At 58.8% G+C, this 13110-nt stretch carries 12 protein-coding genes; 6 read left to right on the forward strand and 6 right to left on the reverse strand.

The annotated features are described in order from the left end of the window. Window positions 1–1011 (reverse strand): tRNA dihydrouridine(20/20a) synthase DusA, encoded by a 1011-nt coding sequence (gene dusA / locus PL597_RS23175; RefSeq protein WP_271366321.1) that lies wholly within the window; start codon window positions 1009–1011, stop codon window positions 1–3. Window positions 1012–1149: 138 nt separating this feature from the next. Here dusA and PL597_RS23180 point away from each other — a divergent pair, with 138 nt between their 5' ends. Continuing rightward, on the forward strand, window positions 1150–1839 hold the full coding sequence (locus tag PL597_RS23180; RefSeq protein WP_271366323.1) for a fumarylacetoacetate hydrolase family protein: 690 nt from the start codon (window positions 1150–1152) through the stop codon (window positions 1837–1839). Between the two features lie 33 nt (window positions 1840–1872). After that, on the forward strand, window positions 1873–2403 hold the full coding sequence (locus PL597_RS23185) for a gamma carbonic anhydrase family protein (RefSeq protein ID WP_142912230.1): 531 nt from the start codon (window positions 1873–1875) through the stop codon (window positions 2401–2403). A gap of 39 nt (window positions 2404–2442) precedes the next feature. Here PL597_RS23185 and zur read toward each other — a convergent pair whose 3' ends face one another. From zur to znuC, 3 genes are read right to left on the reverse strand one after another with little or no spacing between them, the layout of a single operon-like run. Beyond that, a complete protein-coding gene (zur, locus tag PL597_RS23190) occupies window positions 2443–2856 on the reverse strand; it encodes a zinc uptake transcriptional repressor Zur (protein WP_077982278.1) in 414 nt (137 codons plus the stop codon). Continuing rightward, window positions 2853–3671 carry a zinc ABC transporter permease subunit ZnuB gene (gene znuB / locus PL597_RS23195; protein ID WP_142912231.1) on the reverse strand — a complete coding sequence of 273 codons (819 nt, stop codon included), beginning with the start codon at window positions 3669–3671 and terminating at the stop codon, window positions 2853–2855. Before znuB ends, zur begins: the two co-directional genes overlap by 4 nt. Then, on the reverse strand, window positions 3664–4584 hold the full coding sequence (gene znuC, locus PL597_RS23200; RefSeq protein ID WP_077982276.1) for a zinc ABC transporter ATP-binding protein ZnuC: 921 nt from the start codon (window positions 4582–4584) through the stop codon (window positions 3664–3666). Before znuC ends, znuB begins: the two co-directional genes overlap by 8 nt. Before the next feature lie 104 nt (window positions 4585–4688). On the opposite strand from znuC, the gene znuA reads away from it, so the two are divergent. After that, on the forward strand, window positions 4689–5681 hold the full coding sequence (znuA, locus tag PL597_RS23205; protein ID WP_271366324.1) for a zinc ABC transporter substrate-binding protein ZnuA: 993 nt from the start codon (window positions 4689–4691) through the stop codon (window positions 5679–5681). 194 nt (window positions 5682–5875) lie between these two features. Here znuA and PL597_RS23210 read toward each other — a convergent pair whose 3' ends face one another. After that, entirely contained in the window at window positions 5876–6928 is a 1053-nt protein-coding gene (locus tag PL597_RS23210; RefSeq protein ID WP_137410393.1) for a LacI family transcriptional regulator, read from the reverse strand. Between the two features lie 489 nt (window positions 6929–7417). Between PL597_RS23210 and PL597_RS23215 the strand changes: the two genes are divergently transcribed. The 3 genes from PL597_RS23215 to PL597_RS23225 all read left to right on the forward strand — a co-directional run bounded on the left by PL597_RS23215 (window position 7418) and on the right by PL597_RS23225 (window position 11567). Then, entirely contained in the window at window positions 7418–9916 is a 2499-nt protein-coding gene (locus tag PL597_RS23215; protein WP_271366325.1) for a beta-mannosidase, read from the forward strand. A 102-nt stretch (window positions 9917–10018) separates the two neighbouring features. Beyond that, on the forward strand, window positions 10019–11050 hold the full coding sequence (gene mgrA / locus PL597_RS23220; RefSeq protein WP_137410395.1) for an L-glyceraldehyde 3-phosphate reductase: 1032 nt from the start codon (window positions 10019–10021) through the stop codon (window positions 11048–11050). 190 nt (window positions 11051–11240) lie between these two features. Next, a complete protein-coding gene (locus tag PL597_RS23225) occupies window positions 11241–11567 on the forward strand; it encodes an RcnB family protein (RefSeq protein WP_077982272.1) in 327 nt (108 codons plus the stop codon). Window positions 11568–11634: 67 nt separating this feature from the next. Here PL597_RS23225 and gndA read toward each other — a convergent pair whose 3' ends face one another. Continuing rightward, window positions 11635–13065: an NADP-dependent phosphogluconate dehydrogenase gene (gndA, locus tag PL597_RS23230; RefSeq protein ID WP_271366326.1), complete on the reverse strand. Its 1431-nt coding sequence runs from the start codon at window positions 13063–13065 to the stop codon at window positions 11635–11637. Window positions 13066–13110 lie beyond the last annotated feature (45 nt).

The following is a 13110-nucleotide window of genomic DNA, read 5'->3' on the forward strand; positions in this document are numbered from 1 at the left end:
TCAGCCCGCCATTTCTTTCGTCGGGCTGAAATCGATTGTCGCAAAAGCGGCCTCGATCACCTCCGGCCCTGCCCCCGGACGAGTGGCGTCGCTTGAAAGGATTTGCCGAAAACGACGCGCGCCAGGCATGCCCTGAAACAGTCCGACCATGTGGCGGGTGACGTGGTTGAGACGTCCGCCTGCGGCGATATAGTCGGCGGCATAGGCCATCATCGCATCTCGCAGCGCCATCCAGTCCGGCTGGCGAGCCTCTTCGCCATAGATGCGATGGTCGACATCGGCAAGAATAGACGTGTTGTGATAAGCGGCGCGGCCGAGCATTGCGCCATCCATATGTTGGAGATGCCTGCTCGCCTGATCCAGATCAGCGATACCGCCATTGATACCGATGAAGACGTGAGGGTTCTCCCGCTTCATGCGATAGACGAGATCATAATCGAGAGGCGGCACCTCGCGGTTTTCTTTCGGCGAAAGCCCCTGAAGCCAGGCTTTTCGCGCATGAACCCAGACAGCGTCCGCGCCTGCGGCAACAACCCGCCTCAGAAAATCCGGCAGAACCGCTTCCGGCTGCTGATCGTCCACCCCGATCCGGCATTTCACCGTAACCGGCACGCGAGCGACAGCCTTCATTGCCGATACGCATTGCGCCACAACGTCGGGCTCGCGCATCAGGCATGCACCGAAAGTGCCCGATTGCACCCGATCCGATGGGCAGCCGACATTGAGATTGATCTCATCATAAGCATAGTCCCCGGCGATCCGCACCGCTTCGGCAAGCTTGGCGGGATCAGAACCGCCGAGCTGCAAGGCCACGGGATGTTCCTGCGGGTGGTAACCGAGCAACCTCTCACGCTGGCCATGGATGATGGCGTCGGCAACGATCATTTCGCTAAACAGCAAAGCGCGCTTCGACAATTGCCGGTGCAGAAATCTGCACCTCGTATCGGTCCAATCGATCATGGGGGCCACGGCGAAGATTTTTTCGCCGCTGGCAAGCGCTTGTCTGTACATGGATTAACCTCTTTGCGCCGGCTTCTACAACAAAGGACCGTAAAAAGCCAGTTTTGCAGGCAGGGTCATTTTGAACTGGAAATCGCCCCGGAATCGCGGGACAAGAATTGCACTCAAAAAAGACGACAGGAAATCCACATGGCCGCCACCGTCATCCCCGCTCCCAAACCCGTTCTCCTGCCCGTTGAAGGCACGGGCGACCTATTTCCCGTACGGCGGGTCTATTGCGTCGGCCGCAATTATGCCGATCACGCCATTGAGATGGGCCACGATCCCTCGCGCGAGCCGCCCTTTTATTTCCAGAAGAACCCGGACAATCTGCTGCAAGCCGGTGAGGACTTCCCCTACCCGCCGCTGTCATCGAACGTACATTACGAAGTCGAATGTGTCGTGGTTCTGAAAAGTGGCGGCGCCGATATCCCGGCGTCTTCGGCACTGGACCATGTCTGGGGTTACGCCGTCGGTATCGACATGACCCGCCGCGACCTGCAGGACGGCCTGAAGAAGATGGGCCGCTCCTGGGAAGGCGCGAAGGCCTTCGAATATTCCGCACCGGTCTCCCCCATCGTTCCCGCAGACAGGATCGGCCATCCCGCCACCGGCGCGATCTGGCTCGACGTCAATGGCGAACGCAAGCAGACGGGCGACCTTGCCCAGATGATCTGGAAGGTGCCGGAAGTGATTGCCGAGCTCTCCAAGCTGTTCACGCTTGCCGCCGGTGACGTCATCATGACCGGCACGCCGGCCGGCGTCGGCCCGATCGTGCGCGGCGACCGCATCGAATGCGGCGTCGAGGGTGTCGGCACGCTTGGCGTGACGGTTGCCTAAAGGCCGTAAAAAACAAAAGGGAAGGACACCGCCATGCCGCTTTATCGCCTCGCCGACCGGGTGCCACAAACCCCTGCCCCGGATCGTTACTGGCTCGCGCCAGATGCCAATGTCATTGGTTCGGTCACGCTCGGCGACGATGTCGGCATCTGGTTCGGCGCGACGCTGCGCGGTGATAACGAGCCGATCAGCATCGGGCGCGGCACCAATATTCAGGAAGGCGTGATGGTGCATAGCGATCCCGGTTTTCCCGCCGTCATTGGCGAAATGTGCACCATCGGCCACCATGCCATCGTTCATGGCTGCACCATTGGCGACAATTCGCTCATCGGCATGGGCGCGACGATCCTGAATGGTGCGAAGATCGGCCGCAACTGCCTCGTCGGCGCCAATGCGCTGGTGACGGAGGGCAAGGAATTTCCGGACAATTCCCTGATTGTCGGCTCGCCGGCGCGCGCCATCCGGACGCTGGATGATGACACCGTCGCGGGGCTTCGCCGCTCGGCGGAGAAATACATCGAAAACTGGAAACGTTTTTCGAAGGATCTGACGATCATCGAGTGATAGGAAACGGCGGGCGCCTACGCCCGCCCCGTCGTGAGATTAAGCCGAGCAGGCGGCGCAGAGGCCGCGAATTTCAATGGTGGTCTTTTCCGCCTTGAACTTGCTGTCCTTCACCCAGCGCTCGAGACGGTGGTCGATTTCGTGATCGTGGAATTCCGTCACCTGTCCGCAGGACTCGCAGATGGCGAAAGCCACCGTGCCATGGTGCTGCGAGCAGCACTCTGCCTGCGTATGGGTGCAGGCGACAAAGGCGTTGAGGCTCTCGAGCCGGTGCACGAGACCAAATTCCACCAGCTTTTCCAGCGCCCGGTAGACCTGCAGCGGCGCACGAAACCCCTCGTCGCGCAGCTTGTCGAGGATCATATAGGCGCTCAGCGGCTGATGCGCGTTTGAGAGGGCATTCATGACCAGCGACTGGTTCTTGGTGAGGTTCTGCTGGGTCTGAGCATTCATGATCTGCCTCCTTCATCCGCGTCGCGGGAAAAACCCGGCGCCGGCAACAGGCTTATAACGAAGAGGATCACCGCGGCAACCACGATGGATGGGCCGGACGGCGTATCATAGGTCAGCGAGCCGAACAGGCCGCCGACAACGGCGACCGCACCGATCAGTGAAGCCACCACCGCCATCACCTCCGGTGTGCTGGAAAAACGCCGCGCCGTCGCGGCCGGTATGATGAGCAGCGAGGTGATGAGCATGATGCCGACCACCTTCATGGCAATAGCGATCACCAGCGCCATCAACAGCGTAAAGATCAGCTTCGCCCGCTCCGGGTTCAGCCCCTCGGCTTCCGCCAGTTCGGTATTGACGGTGGAGGCAAGCAGCGACCGCCACAGGAACACCATGGAGATGACGACCACCAGCCCGCCGCCCCATATCAGGGCGATATCGCTGCGGGTGACGGCGAGAATATCGCCGAACAGGAACGAGACGAGATCGATGCGCACCCAGCTCATGAAGGCGACGATGACGAGACCGATCGCCAGCGCGGAATGGGACAGGATGCCAAGCAGCGCGTCGGAAGAAAGCGCCTGCCGCCGTTGCAAGAAGAGAAGCAGGATCGACACGGCCGACGCCACCATAAAGACGCTGACGATGAGGTTGAGTTGCAACAGCAGCGACAGCGCGACGCCGAGCAGCGCCGAATGGGCCATTGTATCGCCGAAATAGGCCATGCGACGCCAGACGACGAAACAGCCGAGAGGACCGGCAGTCAGCGCAACACCGATACCGGCGACCATGGCGCGAACGAAGAAATCGTCAAACATGGCGGTCTCCCTGCCGCTCACTGGAAGGCGTATGGCCCCCATGTTCATGCTCATGGCCGCAGCCGCATTCGTCATGGTTGTCGTGATGGTGGCCATGGTCATGCATATGATGGTGCCCATCCTCCGGGTGGCAATGATCGGTCACCGAACCATCCGCATGCTGCACCCGGCCATCGGGCAAATGGGTATGATCGTGATGGTGGCTGTAGACGGCAAGCGCCTTGGCCGCGGCGCCACCGAACAGCCGCATATATTCCGGGCTCTGGCTCACAGCCTGCGGCGTGCCCCGGCAGCAGACATGGCCGTTCAGGCATATCACGGTATCGGTTTCCGCCATCACCACATGCAGGTCATGGGAGATTAACAGAATTCCGCAATTATTTGAATTTCTGATATTTTTTATCAGATCATAGAGAGCTATCTCGCCGGAGAAATCAACACCCTGCACGGGCTCGTCAAGAACCAGCAGATCGGGCTTGCGGGCGATGGCGCGAGCCAGAAGCGCGCGCTGGAACTCGCCGCCGGAAAGGTGCTGGACCTCGGCATTGGCAAGATGCGCAATGCCAGTCGCATTCAGCGCCGCGTCGATTTCACGGGCTGGCAGCGGCCCGGTCAGCGTCATCAGCCGGCGCACCGAAAGCGGCATGGTCCAATCAACCGAAAGCTTCTGCGGCACATAACCGACCCTCAGACCGGCAATGCGCGAGACCTCGCCCTCAGTCGGCTTCACCACACCGATTGCCATTTTCGCGCTCGTTGACTTGCCGGAACCGTTCGGGCCGATCAGCGTGACGATCTCGCCTTTGCTGACGGAAAACTCCACGCCGCGCACCAGCCATCGGCCGTTGCGTTGCACGCCGGCATTGGCAAGGGAAACCAGTGTATCGTTACCCTTACGGGCGGAATGAAGCATGGCATTGTCCGTTCGGCGATGTTGCCTACCGCTATTGCATACGTTATAGAGTTACGCAATAAATGTAATAACATAACTATACTTGTTCAAGTGGAGTGCATTTCATGAAATCGTTCCTGGTCCCGCTCATGGCATCCGTGGCAATAGCGGCGGCCGCTTCAGGCGCCACCGCCGCGCCCGATGTCGTGGTCTCGATCAAGCCCGTCCATTCTCTCGTCGCCGCCATCATGCAGGGCGTCGGCGAACCGCAGCTCATCGTCGACGGCGCTGCCTCACCGCATACCTATAATCTCAGACCTTCCAACGCGCGCAAGCTGGAAAAGGCGGATGTGGTCTTCTGGGTCGGGCCGGGACTGGAAGCATTCCTGGAAAAGCCGCTGGAGGCGCTTGCCAGCAAGGCGACCGTGGTTGAACTGGAAGACGCCAAGGGGCTCGAGAAGCTGCCCTTCCGTGAAGGCGGCCCCTTTGAAGCACACGACCATGGCGACGAAGGCCATGATGCACATAACGGCCACGCCGAAGAGGAAGGCGCACACGATCATGGACACGACCATGCGGAGGGCCACGGGGACCATGACCACGGCGCTTATGACACCCATCTCTGGCTCGACCCCGCCAATGCCAAGGCCATGGCGCAGACGATAGAAACCGCTCTGATCGCCGCCGATGCCGGCAATGCCGCGACCTATCAGGCCAATACCAAAAAACTGATAGACGACCTAAATGCGCTCGATGCCGAACTCAGGGAAACGGTCAAGCCGGTGAAGGACAAGCCCTTCATCGTCTTCCACGATGCCTATCAATATTTCGAGCATCGTTACGGCGTGAAGACGGCGGGATCGATCACCGTAAGCCCCGAAACCCTGCCGGGGGCGGACCGCGTCAAACAGATGCAGGAAAAGGTTCGCCAACTCGGCGCAACCTGCGTCTTCGCTGAACCGCAATTCGAGCCGAAGCTGATTTCGGTCATCACCGAAGGCACCGCCGCGAAATCGGCGACGCTCGATCCGGAGGCTGCAACACTGGAACCCGGCCCGGACCTCTATTTCAAGCTGATGCGCGGCATTGCCGGCTCGCTGAAGGACTGCCTGTCCTGATGCGCATTTGCTGCCCCTAACGCTTCGGCGGCGTCATTCCGGCTTTGAACCGGAAACGGCCGAAGCGTGAATTACCGGAAGAACGCATATTTCAAAACAGTTACTTGCGATTGAAATATAAAGTAACGCATAAGAAAACGAGGCGCGACAATCGCTGGGTAGGCACGTCGCGCCATCAATCGCAAAGCAGCTCGCTACGGCTTCGGCGCCATCGAAGACCAGACAGGGCTGCTGATGCCCTGCAGGGTTTCCGGCGGCGCGCCGTTGATGCGCGCCAGAAGGGCCTTTGCAAGCTCCCTGCCCGCCAGCTTAATATCTTCATTGACGGTGTGGATCTGCGGTTTGATCCAGTTCAGGAACTCGGCGGACTGTTTCGAGACGATATCGATATCTTCGCCGATCCTAACACCCGCTGCTTCGAAACCCGCCACCAGCGCGATGGTGCTGCTGCCGCTGATCGAAACGATGCCGTCGGGACGGTCATCGGATTGCATTAACCGCTGGCCGAAATCGCGGATTTTTTCAAGCGGTGTTTCGATGGTGATGGCGTCCAGCGGAAATTCGCTAAGGCCGAAATCCCTGATCGCCCGGTTGAACCCCTTGCGGGCGTGATCGTGGAACGAAAACCGCGATGGCGGCACGATGACGGCGATCCTTTTGCGTCCGCATTGCGCCAGCCGCTCGACCGCCTCATAGGCATAGGCCTCATTATCGAAATCGTGAAAAGCATGGTCGATGCCCATATCGGACCGCCCATGGGTGACGAAGGGCATGTTGCGCTCGGTCATGAAACGAACGCGCGGATCGTTGGGCTCGATTTTCGAAATAATGACCCCATCCGCCGAACCGGTATCGAGAATATAGCGGATCGGCACCATCGAATCCTTGGCATGGATGTGGGGCGTCACAACCAGATGATATTGTGTCGTGGAAAGAACCTCGGTGATGCCGAATACCATCTGGCTGGTAAAACCCATCAGTTCTTCATCGACGCTCAGCACAAGGGCAATCACATTGGTCTTGCCGGTGCGAAGGCGCACCCCGGCGCGGTTTGGCTGGTAACCGATCTGCCGGGCGATCAGTCGCACGCGCTCCTTGGTTTCAGCGCCGATATCGGGCGCATCCTTCAGTGCGCGCGAAACGGTGGTGATGCCGAGACCCGTCATATAGGCGATGGTCTTCAAGGTCGGACGCTCGCCCGTCGTCGCGGATATGTCGTCCCTGCCGGATTTTCCAGTATCGTTCATGTCATTTCGCCACGCTTTACCGAACGATAATCATAGATAGCTTTTGCTCTGTTGCAAAGGCAAAGGTCTCGGCCACAGAGTGGGCCTTTTCTGCATATCCGCCGATCCGGCTATAACGATATAGATCGAGAAAATATCTCCCCGCCGTCAGCCACTCCTCAAGGTCTGGAAATTGTGGATATTGACGGACAAACATCCTAATTATTTAAATTAAATAAATAGAATAAATTACTGATATAAATTGATAAAACAACAAAATCATCACTCACCAGAACTTCTGCATCCCACTCAATAAACGCCCGGTATTTTTCTGGCGTGCACAGGACATTCAAAGGAATGACGGGAGGGTTGTTTTACGGTAACGTTGCCGGAGGGAGGAAATCGCAAGGCCGCATAAACGTATCACGGCCGCTTTGCGTCGATCCATTCTCCCCATATTCTGACACAAGCCTGCATCATAATGCCGGCCGTCTTCGTTGAATTCATATTATGCAGGGTCCGATTATGCTTTCTTCTTCCTCGCCCGAAACCGTCGTCGATCTGGCCGGGTCCTGGCGCCTGAGCTCGGTGGAAGGAGACCACGCCACCCAGCTTTCCGTACCGGGCGATATTCACACCGCGCTCAAAAATGCGGGCGTCATTCCTGATCCCTATCACGGCGCCAATGAAAAGGCGGTGCAATGGGTCGCGCAGCGAGACTGGATCCTTGAGCGCACTTTCATTCTCGATGAGGCGGACGCCAGCTGGTATCTCGATATCGATTACCTCGACACGGTCGCCATCGTCTTCGTCAACGACGTCCCGGTCCTGAGCGCCGACAATTGTTTTCGCCGTTACCGCCCGGATGTTTCGCGGGCTGTGCGGCCGGGTGAAAACACAATCCGGATTCATTTCCATTCCAATATCGCTGCCGGTGCGGACCGGCAGGCGCGGCAGCCTTTTTATATTCCCTATCACCCCGGCAATTCACCCATTGCCAATGGCAACATGCTGCGCAAGCCGCAATGCCATTTCGGCTGGGATTGGAATATCGCAATTGCGCCGCTTGGACTTTACGGCAAAATCCTGCTGAAGCGGCTCGATACGGCCCGCATCGAACATGTCGTTACCTCGCAGCACCATGTCGAAGGCGGTGTCGAACTGCATGTGGCCGTCACCCTTTTTGCCGAGGGACCGGCAAGCCTGCCGGTCTATCTGTCGCTGAATGACGATAGGCTCAGGCTCGATTGCGGCGTCGGCGCCGGCGAAACGGTGATACGCCACGTCTTCTTCGTGGAAAATCCGGAACTCTGGTGGCCGGTCGGCAGTGGCGAGCAGACGCTCTACAGACTGACCGTGGAATTGCCCGATGAGACCGTGACCCGGCAGATCGGCTTCAGGACCATCGAGCTTCTGACCGACAAGGATGAGGCCGGCAGCCGCTTCGCCTTCCGCATCAACGGACGGGAAATCTTCTGCCGCGGCGCCAACTGGATTCCCGCCGATGCGCTTTATTCGCTGACCAGCCGGGAAAAGACCGAAGATCTCCTCTGCTCCGCGGTCGAGGCCAATATGAACATGATACGTGTCTGGGGCGGCGGCTTTTATGAGGAAGACTGGTTCTATGATCTCTGCGACCGTCTCGGCCTTCTGGTCTGGCAGGACTTCATGTTCGCTTGCAATCTCTATCCTTGCACCGATGACTTCCTCGACAATGTCGAACACGAGGTCGATTATCAGGTCAAACGCCTCTCCTCGCATCCGTCCATCGCACTCTGGTGCGGTGATAACGAACTGGTGGGCGCGCTGACCTGGTTCGATGAATCCCGCAACAATCGCGACCGTTATCTCGTGGCTTACGACCGCCTGAACCGCACTATCGAAAAAGCCCTGAAAAAAGCCGCTCCCGAAGCGCTTTGGTGGCCGTCAAGCCCCGCCTCCGGTTATCTCGATTATGGCGATGCCTGGCACGCGGATGGTTCCGGCGACATGCATTACTGGTCCGTCTGGCATGAGAACAAGTCGTTCGACAATTATCATCAGGTGAAACCGCGCTTCTGCTCCGAATTCGGTTTCCAATCCTATACGTCCATGCCTGTCATCCGCACCTATGCGGAAGAGAAGGACATGAACATCGCCTCCCCGGTCATCGAACTGCACCAGAAGAATGTCGGCGGCAATGAGCGGATTGCGGGCACCATGTTCCGCTACTTCCGCTTCCCCAACGATTTCAAGAATTTCGTTTATCTCAGTCAGGTGCAGCAGGCGCTGGCCATACGCACGGCTGTCGATTACTGGCGCTCGCTCAAGCCCCATTGCATGGGCACGCTTTATTGGCAGCTCAACGACACCTGGCCGGTCGCCTCATGGTCGAGCCTCGATTATGGCGGCGGCTGGAAGGCGCTGCACTATGCCGCCCGCCGTTTCTTCCAGCCGGTCACGGTCTCGGCCATCCCTTCAGAAGATGGACGCCGGGTGAAATTCTCCATGGTCAACGACACGGCGGAGGATGTGGAAATTGACATGAACATCGTTGCCCTGACCATGGACGGCCACCGCGTGCCGTTGAAATCCGCCAACGGCACATGCGCGACGGATAAGGCCGCGACGCTGACCGATATCGACATGGACGCCCTGCCTGATGGCGCCCTCCTTGCCTGGAACTTCATTGCCTCCAATGGCATGACCGGCGAAGGCCATCATGTGCGCGACACCTACAAGGCGCTGGAGCTTCAGCCCGCCGGCCTGGAATTTTCCGTTGGCCCGCTGAAAAACGGTCAGTTCGAAATCGATGTCACCGCTGCCGGTCTCGCGCTCTTCGTCATGCTGGAGGCAGATCAGCCCGGACGGTATTCCGACAACCTTTTCGACCTTGCCTCGGGCGAAACGCGTCGCATCATATTCACCCCGAAAGCGGCCGGCCCCCAGCCGCATTTCCGCATCTTCGATCTTCATACCTGCCAATCCGCACCCTATCCCGGCATTGAATCCATGCACGGAAAGGCATAACCATCACTCAAGAGAAAGGCTGGCGCCACGCGCCCGCCCTCGTCCATTCAAAGGGTTGCCGGGTTCTCCGGCAGCCAGTCATCAGCAAGTGGAGGAAGACCCATGGTTTGGCAACCGGCCGAAAACCGATACGCATCCATGAAATATAATCACTGCGGCAAGACCGGCCTGAAACTGCCGGCGATTTCGCTGGGGCTCTGGCACAATTTCGGTAATGACACGCCGCACCAGACGAAACAGGCCATTTGCCGCCGCGCCTTCGATCTCGGCATTACCCATTTCGATCTCGCCAACAATTACGGCCCGCCGCCCGGCAGCGCCGAAACCGCCTTCGGCGAAATTCTGAAGACGGATTTCAGAGGTTATCGCGACGAGATGATCATCTCCTCCAAGGCCGGTTACAACATGTGGCCAGGTCCCTATGGCGAATGGGGCAGCCGCAAATATGTAATTGCCTCCTGCGACCAGAGCCTGAAGCGCATGGGGCTGGACTACGTCGATATTTTCTATTCCCACCGTTTCGACCCCAATACACCGCTTGAGGAGACCTGCGGCGCGCTGGACCAGATCGTGCGTTCGGGCAAGGCGCTTTATGTCGGCATCTCGTCCTACAATTCGAAGCGTACCCGCGAGGCCGCCGCGATCCTGAAGGACCTCGGCACACCCTGCATCATCCATCAGCCGAGCTATTCTATGATCAATCGCTGGATCGAAGAAGATGGTCTCGTCGACACGTTGGAAGAATTGGGCATCGGCTCCATCGTCTTCTCGCCGCTGGCGCAGGGCATGTTGACGACGAAATATCTCGGTGGCGTGCCGCAGGGTAGCCGCGCCTCGCAGAGCAAGTCGCTCAACCCGGCGTTCCTCAATGAGCGCAATGTCGAAAACATCCGCGCGCTGAACAGTATTGCCGAACGCCGCGGCCAGACGCTGGCGCAGATGGCGATTGCCTGGGTTCTGCGCGGCGGCCGCATCACCTCGGCGCTGATCGGCGCAAGCCGTGTCGAACAGGTCGAGGACTGCGTAAAGGCGCTGGACAATGCTGATTTCTCCGCCGAAGAACTGGCCGAAATCGACCGTTACGCCAAGGACGCTGATATCAACCTCTGGGCAAAATCCGCCGAACGGGCCTGATATATGAAGCAAGGCCGTCCGGCGGATACCGGGCGGTCTCACTCCAAGAGCCGGATTGCAATCTGCAACCGAAGAATTAATGTCCGCACCTAACCGTTAATAACCATTACATAAATGTAATTTTAAATTCAGTTTCCGTTCATTCGTTTATTCGTAAGTTCTCCTCATCGAAACACGAGAGGAAACGTCCATGAAAAAGTTCGTCACCATTCTTCTGGCAGCCACCGTTCTTGCAGCCCCGATGGCTCAGGCCCAGAGCCGCCACGACGACCGCCATCGCGGCGTTACCGTCGAGCGTCAGGTCACCACCAAGAAAGTCATCGTCAAGAAGCACCGCTGGGATCGCGGCCAGCGCCTCTCGGCCCGTGAGCGCCGCAACATGGTGGACCGCCGTGACTACCGCCGCTATCGCCTTGCCGAACCGCGCCGCGACCAGCGCTGGGTGCGCGTCGACAACCAGTTCCTGCTCATCAACGCCGTCAGCGGCCTGATCGTCGGTCTCGCCGCCGCCCGCTAATCGAGGCATAGATGAAATGAAAAAGGCCCGCTCGCGCGGGCCTTTTGTCGTTTGTCGTTTCACCCTATCAGAAGCTATCCGCGCCGCTGCCCCAAGGGCCGTGCGGTTTGTCCACACCGTCGGTGCGTTCGAAGCCGTGGGCGCCGAAGAAGTCGCGCTGCGCCTGGATGAGGTTGGCGCTGCCGCGACCGCGGCGATAGGCATCGAAATAGCCGAGTGCCGAAGCCAGCGCCGAAACAGGCAGGCCGGAGAGCACGGCATAGGAAACCACACGACGCAGCGGCGCGTCGGTATCCTTGACGATGGCGGAGAAGGCCGGCGTCACGATGAGGTTGGCCACATGCGGATCCTTCGTAAAGGCCGAAGTGATCTCATCAAGGAATTCCGAGCGGATGATGCAGCCGGCGCGCCAGATACGGGCGATCGTCGGCATCGGCAGGTTCCAGTTGAACTCCTTCGACGCGGCCGACATGATGGCGAAGCCCTGCGCATAGGCGCCGACCTTGGCGGCCAGAAGCGCGCTTTCCAGATCGGCGATAAACGCCTTTTTGTCTGCGGGTGCGGCTGCAAGCTTCGGCAGGCCGAAGATTTTCTCGGCAGCCTCACGCTCGTCCTTCTGCGACGACAGGATACGGGCAGCGACGGCCGCCTCGATGGCGGTGGCGGCGACGCCCATGTTCTGGGCCTCGATGACCGACCACTTGCCGGTGCCCTTCTGGCCGGCCTTGTCGAGGATCAGATCGACCATCGGCTTGCCGGTGATCGGATCGGCGGCGCGCAGGACCTTCTCGGTGATCTCGATCAGGTAGGAATTCAGGCGCCCCTTGTTCCACTCAGCGAACACGTCGGCGATCTCAACCGCGCTCATGCCAAGGCCGTCACGCAGGATGCCGTAGATTTCGGCGATCATCTGCATGTCGGCATATTCGATGCCGTTATGGATCGTCTTGACGAAATGACCCGCACCGTCATTGCCGAGCCAAGCCACGCACGGATCGTCATTATATTTGGCGGAAATGGAGGTCAAAACCTTCTCGACGCGCTTCCAGCTATCTTCGGTGCCGCCAACCATGATCGACGGTCCGTGACGCGCCCCTTCTTCACCGCCGGAAACGCCCATCCCGATAAAGGTCAGGCCGCTATCCTTCAGATTGTCGAAACGGCGGATCGTATCGCGGAAATTCGCATTGCCGGCGTCGATCATGATGTCGCCGTTCGAGAGATGCGGCTTCAGGATTTCCATCTGCTGGTCAACCGGATCGCCGGCCTTGATCATGATGATGATTGGGCGCGGAGGACGAATGGCGGCGACGAATTCCTCGATGGTTTCGCAGGGGATCAACTGTCCCTGCAACTCACCCGCCTCGGCGTAGAATTTTTTCGTCGCTTCAGGGGTTCGGTTGAATACGGCAATCTTGTTGCCCTTTTCCGCGATGTTCAACGCCAGGTTCGAGCCCATGACGCCGAGACCGATCAAACCGATTTCTGCCTGTTCCAAGGGGTGTGCCTCCATCTTGCTTTTTGGTGGTCGTGTTGTGGCACT

Origin of the sequence: Agrobacterium sp. ST15.13.013, assembly GCF_027956525.1 — a bacterium.
Taxonomy (GTDB): domain Bacteria; phylum Pseudomonadota; class Alphaproteobacteria; order Rhizobiales; family Rhizobiaceae; genus Agrobacterium; species Agrobacterium salinitolerans.

Excerpts from the sequence above, each read along its gene's own strand:
- dusA (WP_271366321.1), bottom strand. The coding sequence starts at position 1,011 with ATGTACAGACAAGCGCTTGCCAGCGGCGAAAAAATCTTCGCCGTGGCC.
- PL597_RS23180 (WP_271366323.1), top strand. The coding sequence starts at position 1,150 with ATGGCCGCCACCGTCATCCCCGCTCCCAAACCCGTTCTCCTGCCCGTT.
- PL597_RS23185 (WP_142912230.1), top strand. The coding sequence starts at position 1,873 with ATGCCGCTTTATCGCCTCGCCGACCGGGTGCCACAAACCCCTGCCCCG.
- zur (WP_077982278.1), bottom strand. The coding sequence starts at position 2,856 with ATGAATGCTCAGACCCAGCAGAACCTCACCAAGAACCAGTCGCTGGTC.
- znuB (WP_142912231.1), bottom strand. The coding sequence starts at position 3,671 with ATGTTTGACGATTTCTTCGTTCGCGCCATGGTCGCCGGTATCGGTGTT.
- znuC (WP_077982276.1), bottom strand. The coding sequence starts at position 4,584 with ATGCTTCATTCCGCCCGTAAGGGTAACGATACACTGGTTTCCCTTGCC.
- znuA (WP_271366324.1), top strand. The coding sequence starts at position 4,689 with ATGAAATCGTTCCTGGTCCCGCTCATGGCATCCGTGGCAATAGCGGCG.
- PL597_RS23210 (WP_137410393.1), bottom strand. The coding sequence starts at position 6,928 with ATGAACGATACTGGAAAATCCGGCAGGGACGACATATCCGCGACGACG.
- PL597_RS23215 (WP_271366325.1), top strand. The coding sequence starts at position 7,418 with ATGCAGGGTCCGATTATGCTTTCTTCTTCCTCGCCCGAAACCGTCGTC.
- mgrA (WP_137410395.1), top strand. The coding sequence starts at position 10,019 with ATGGTTTGGCAACCGGCCGAAAACCGATACGCATCCATGAAATATAAT.
- PL597_RS23225 (WP_077982272.1), top strand. The coding sequence starts at position 11,241 with ATGAAAAAGTTCGTCACCATTCTTCTGGCAGCCACCGTTCTTGCAGCC.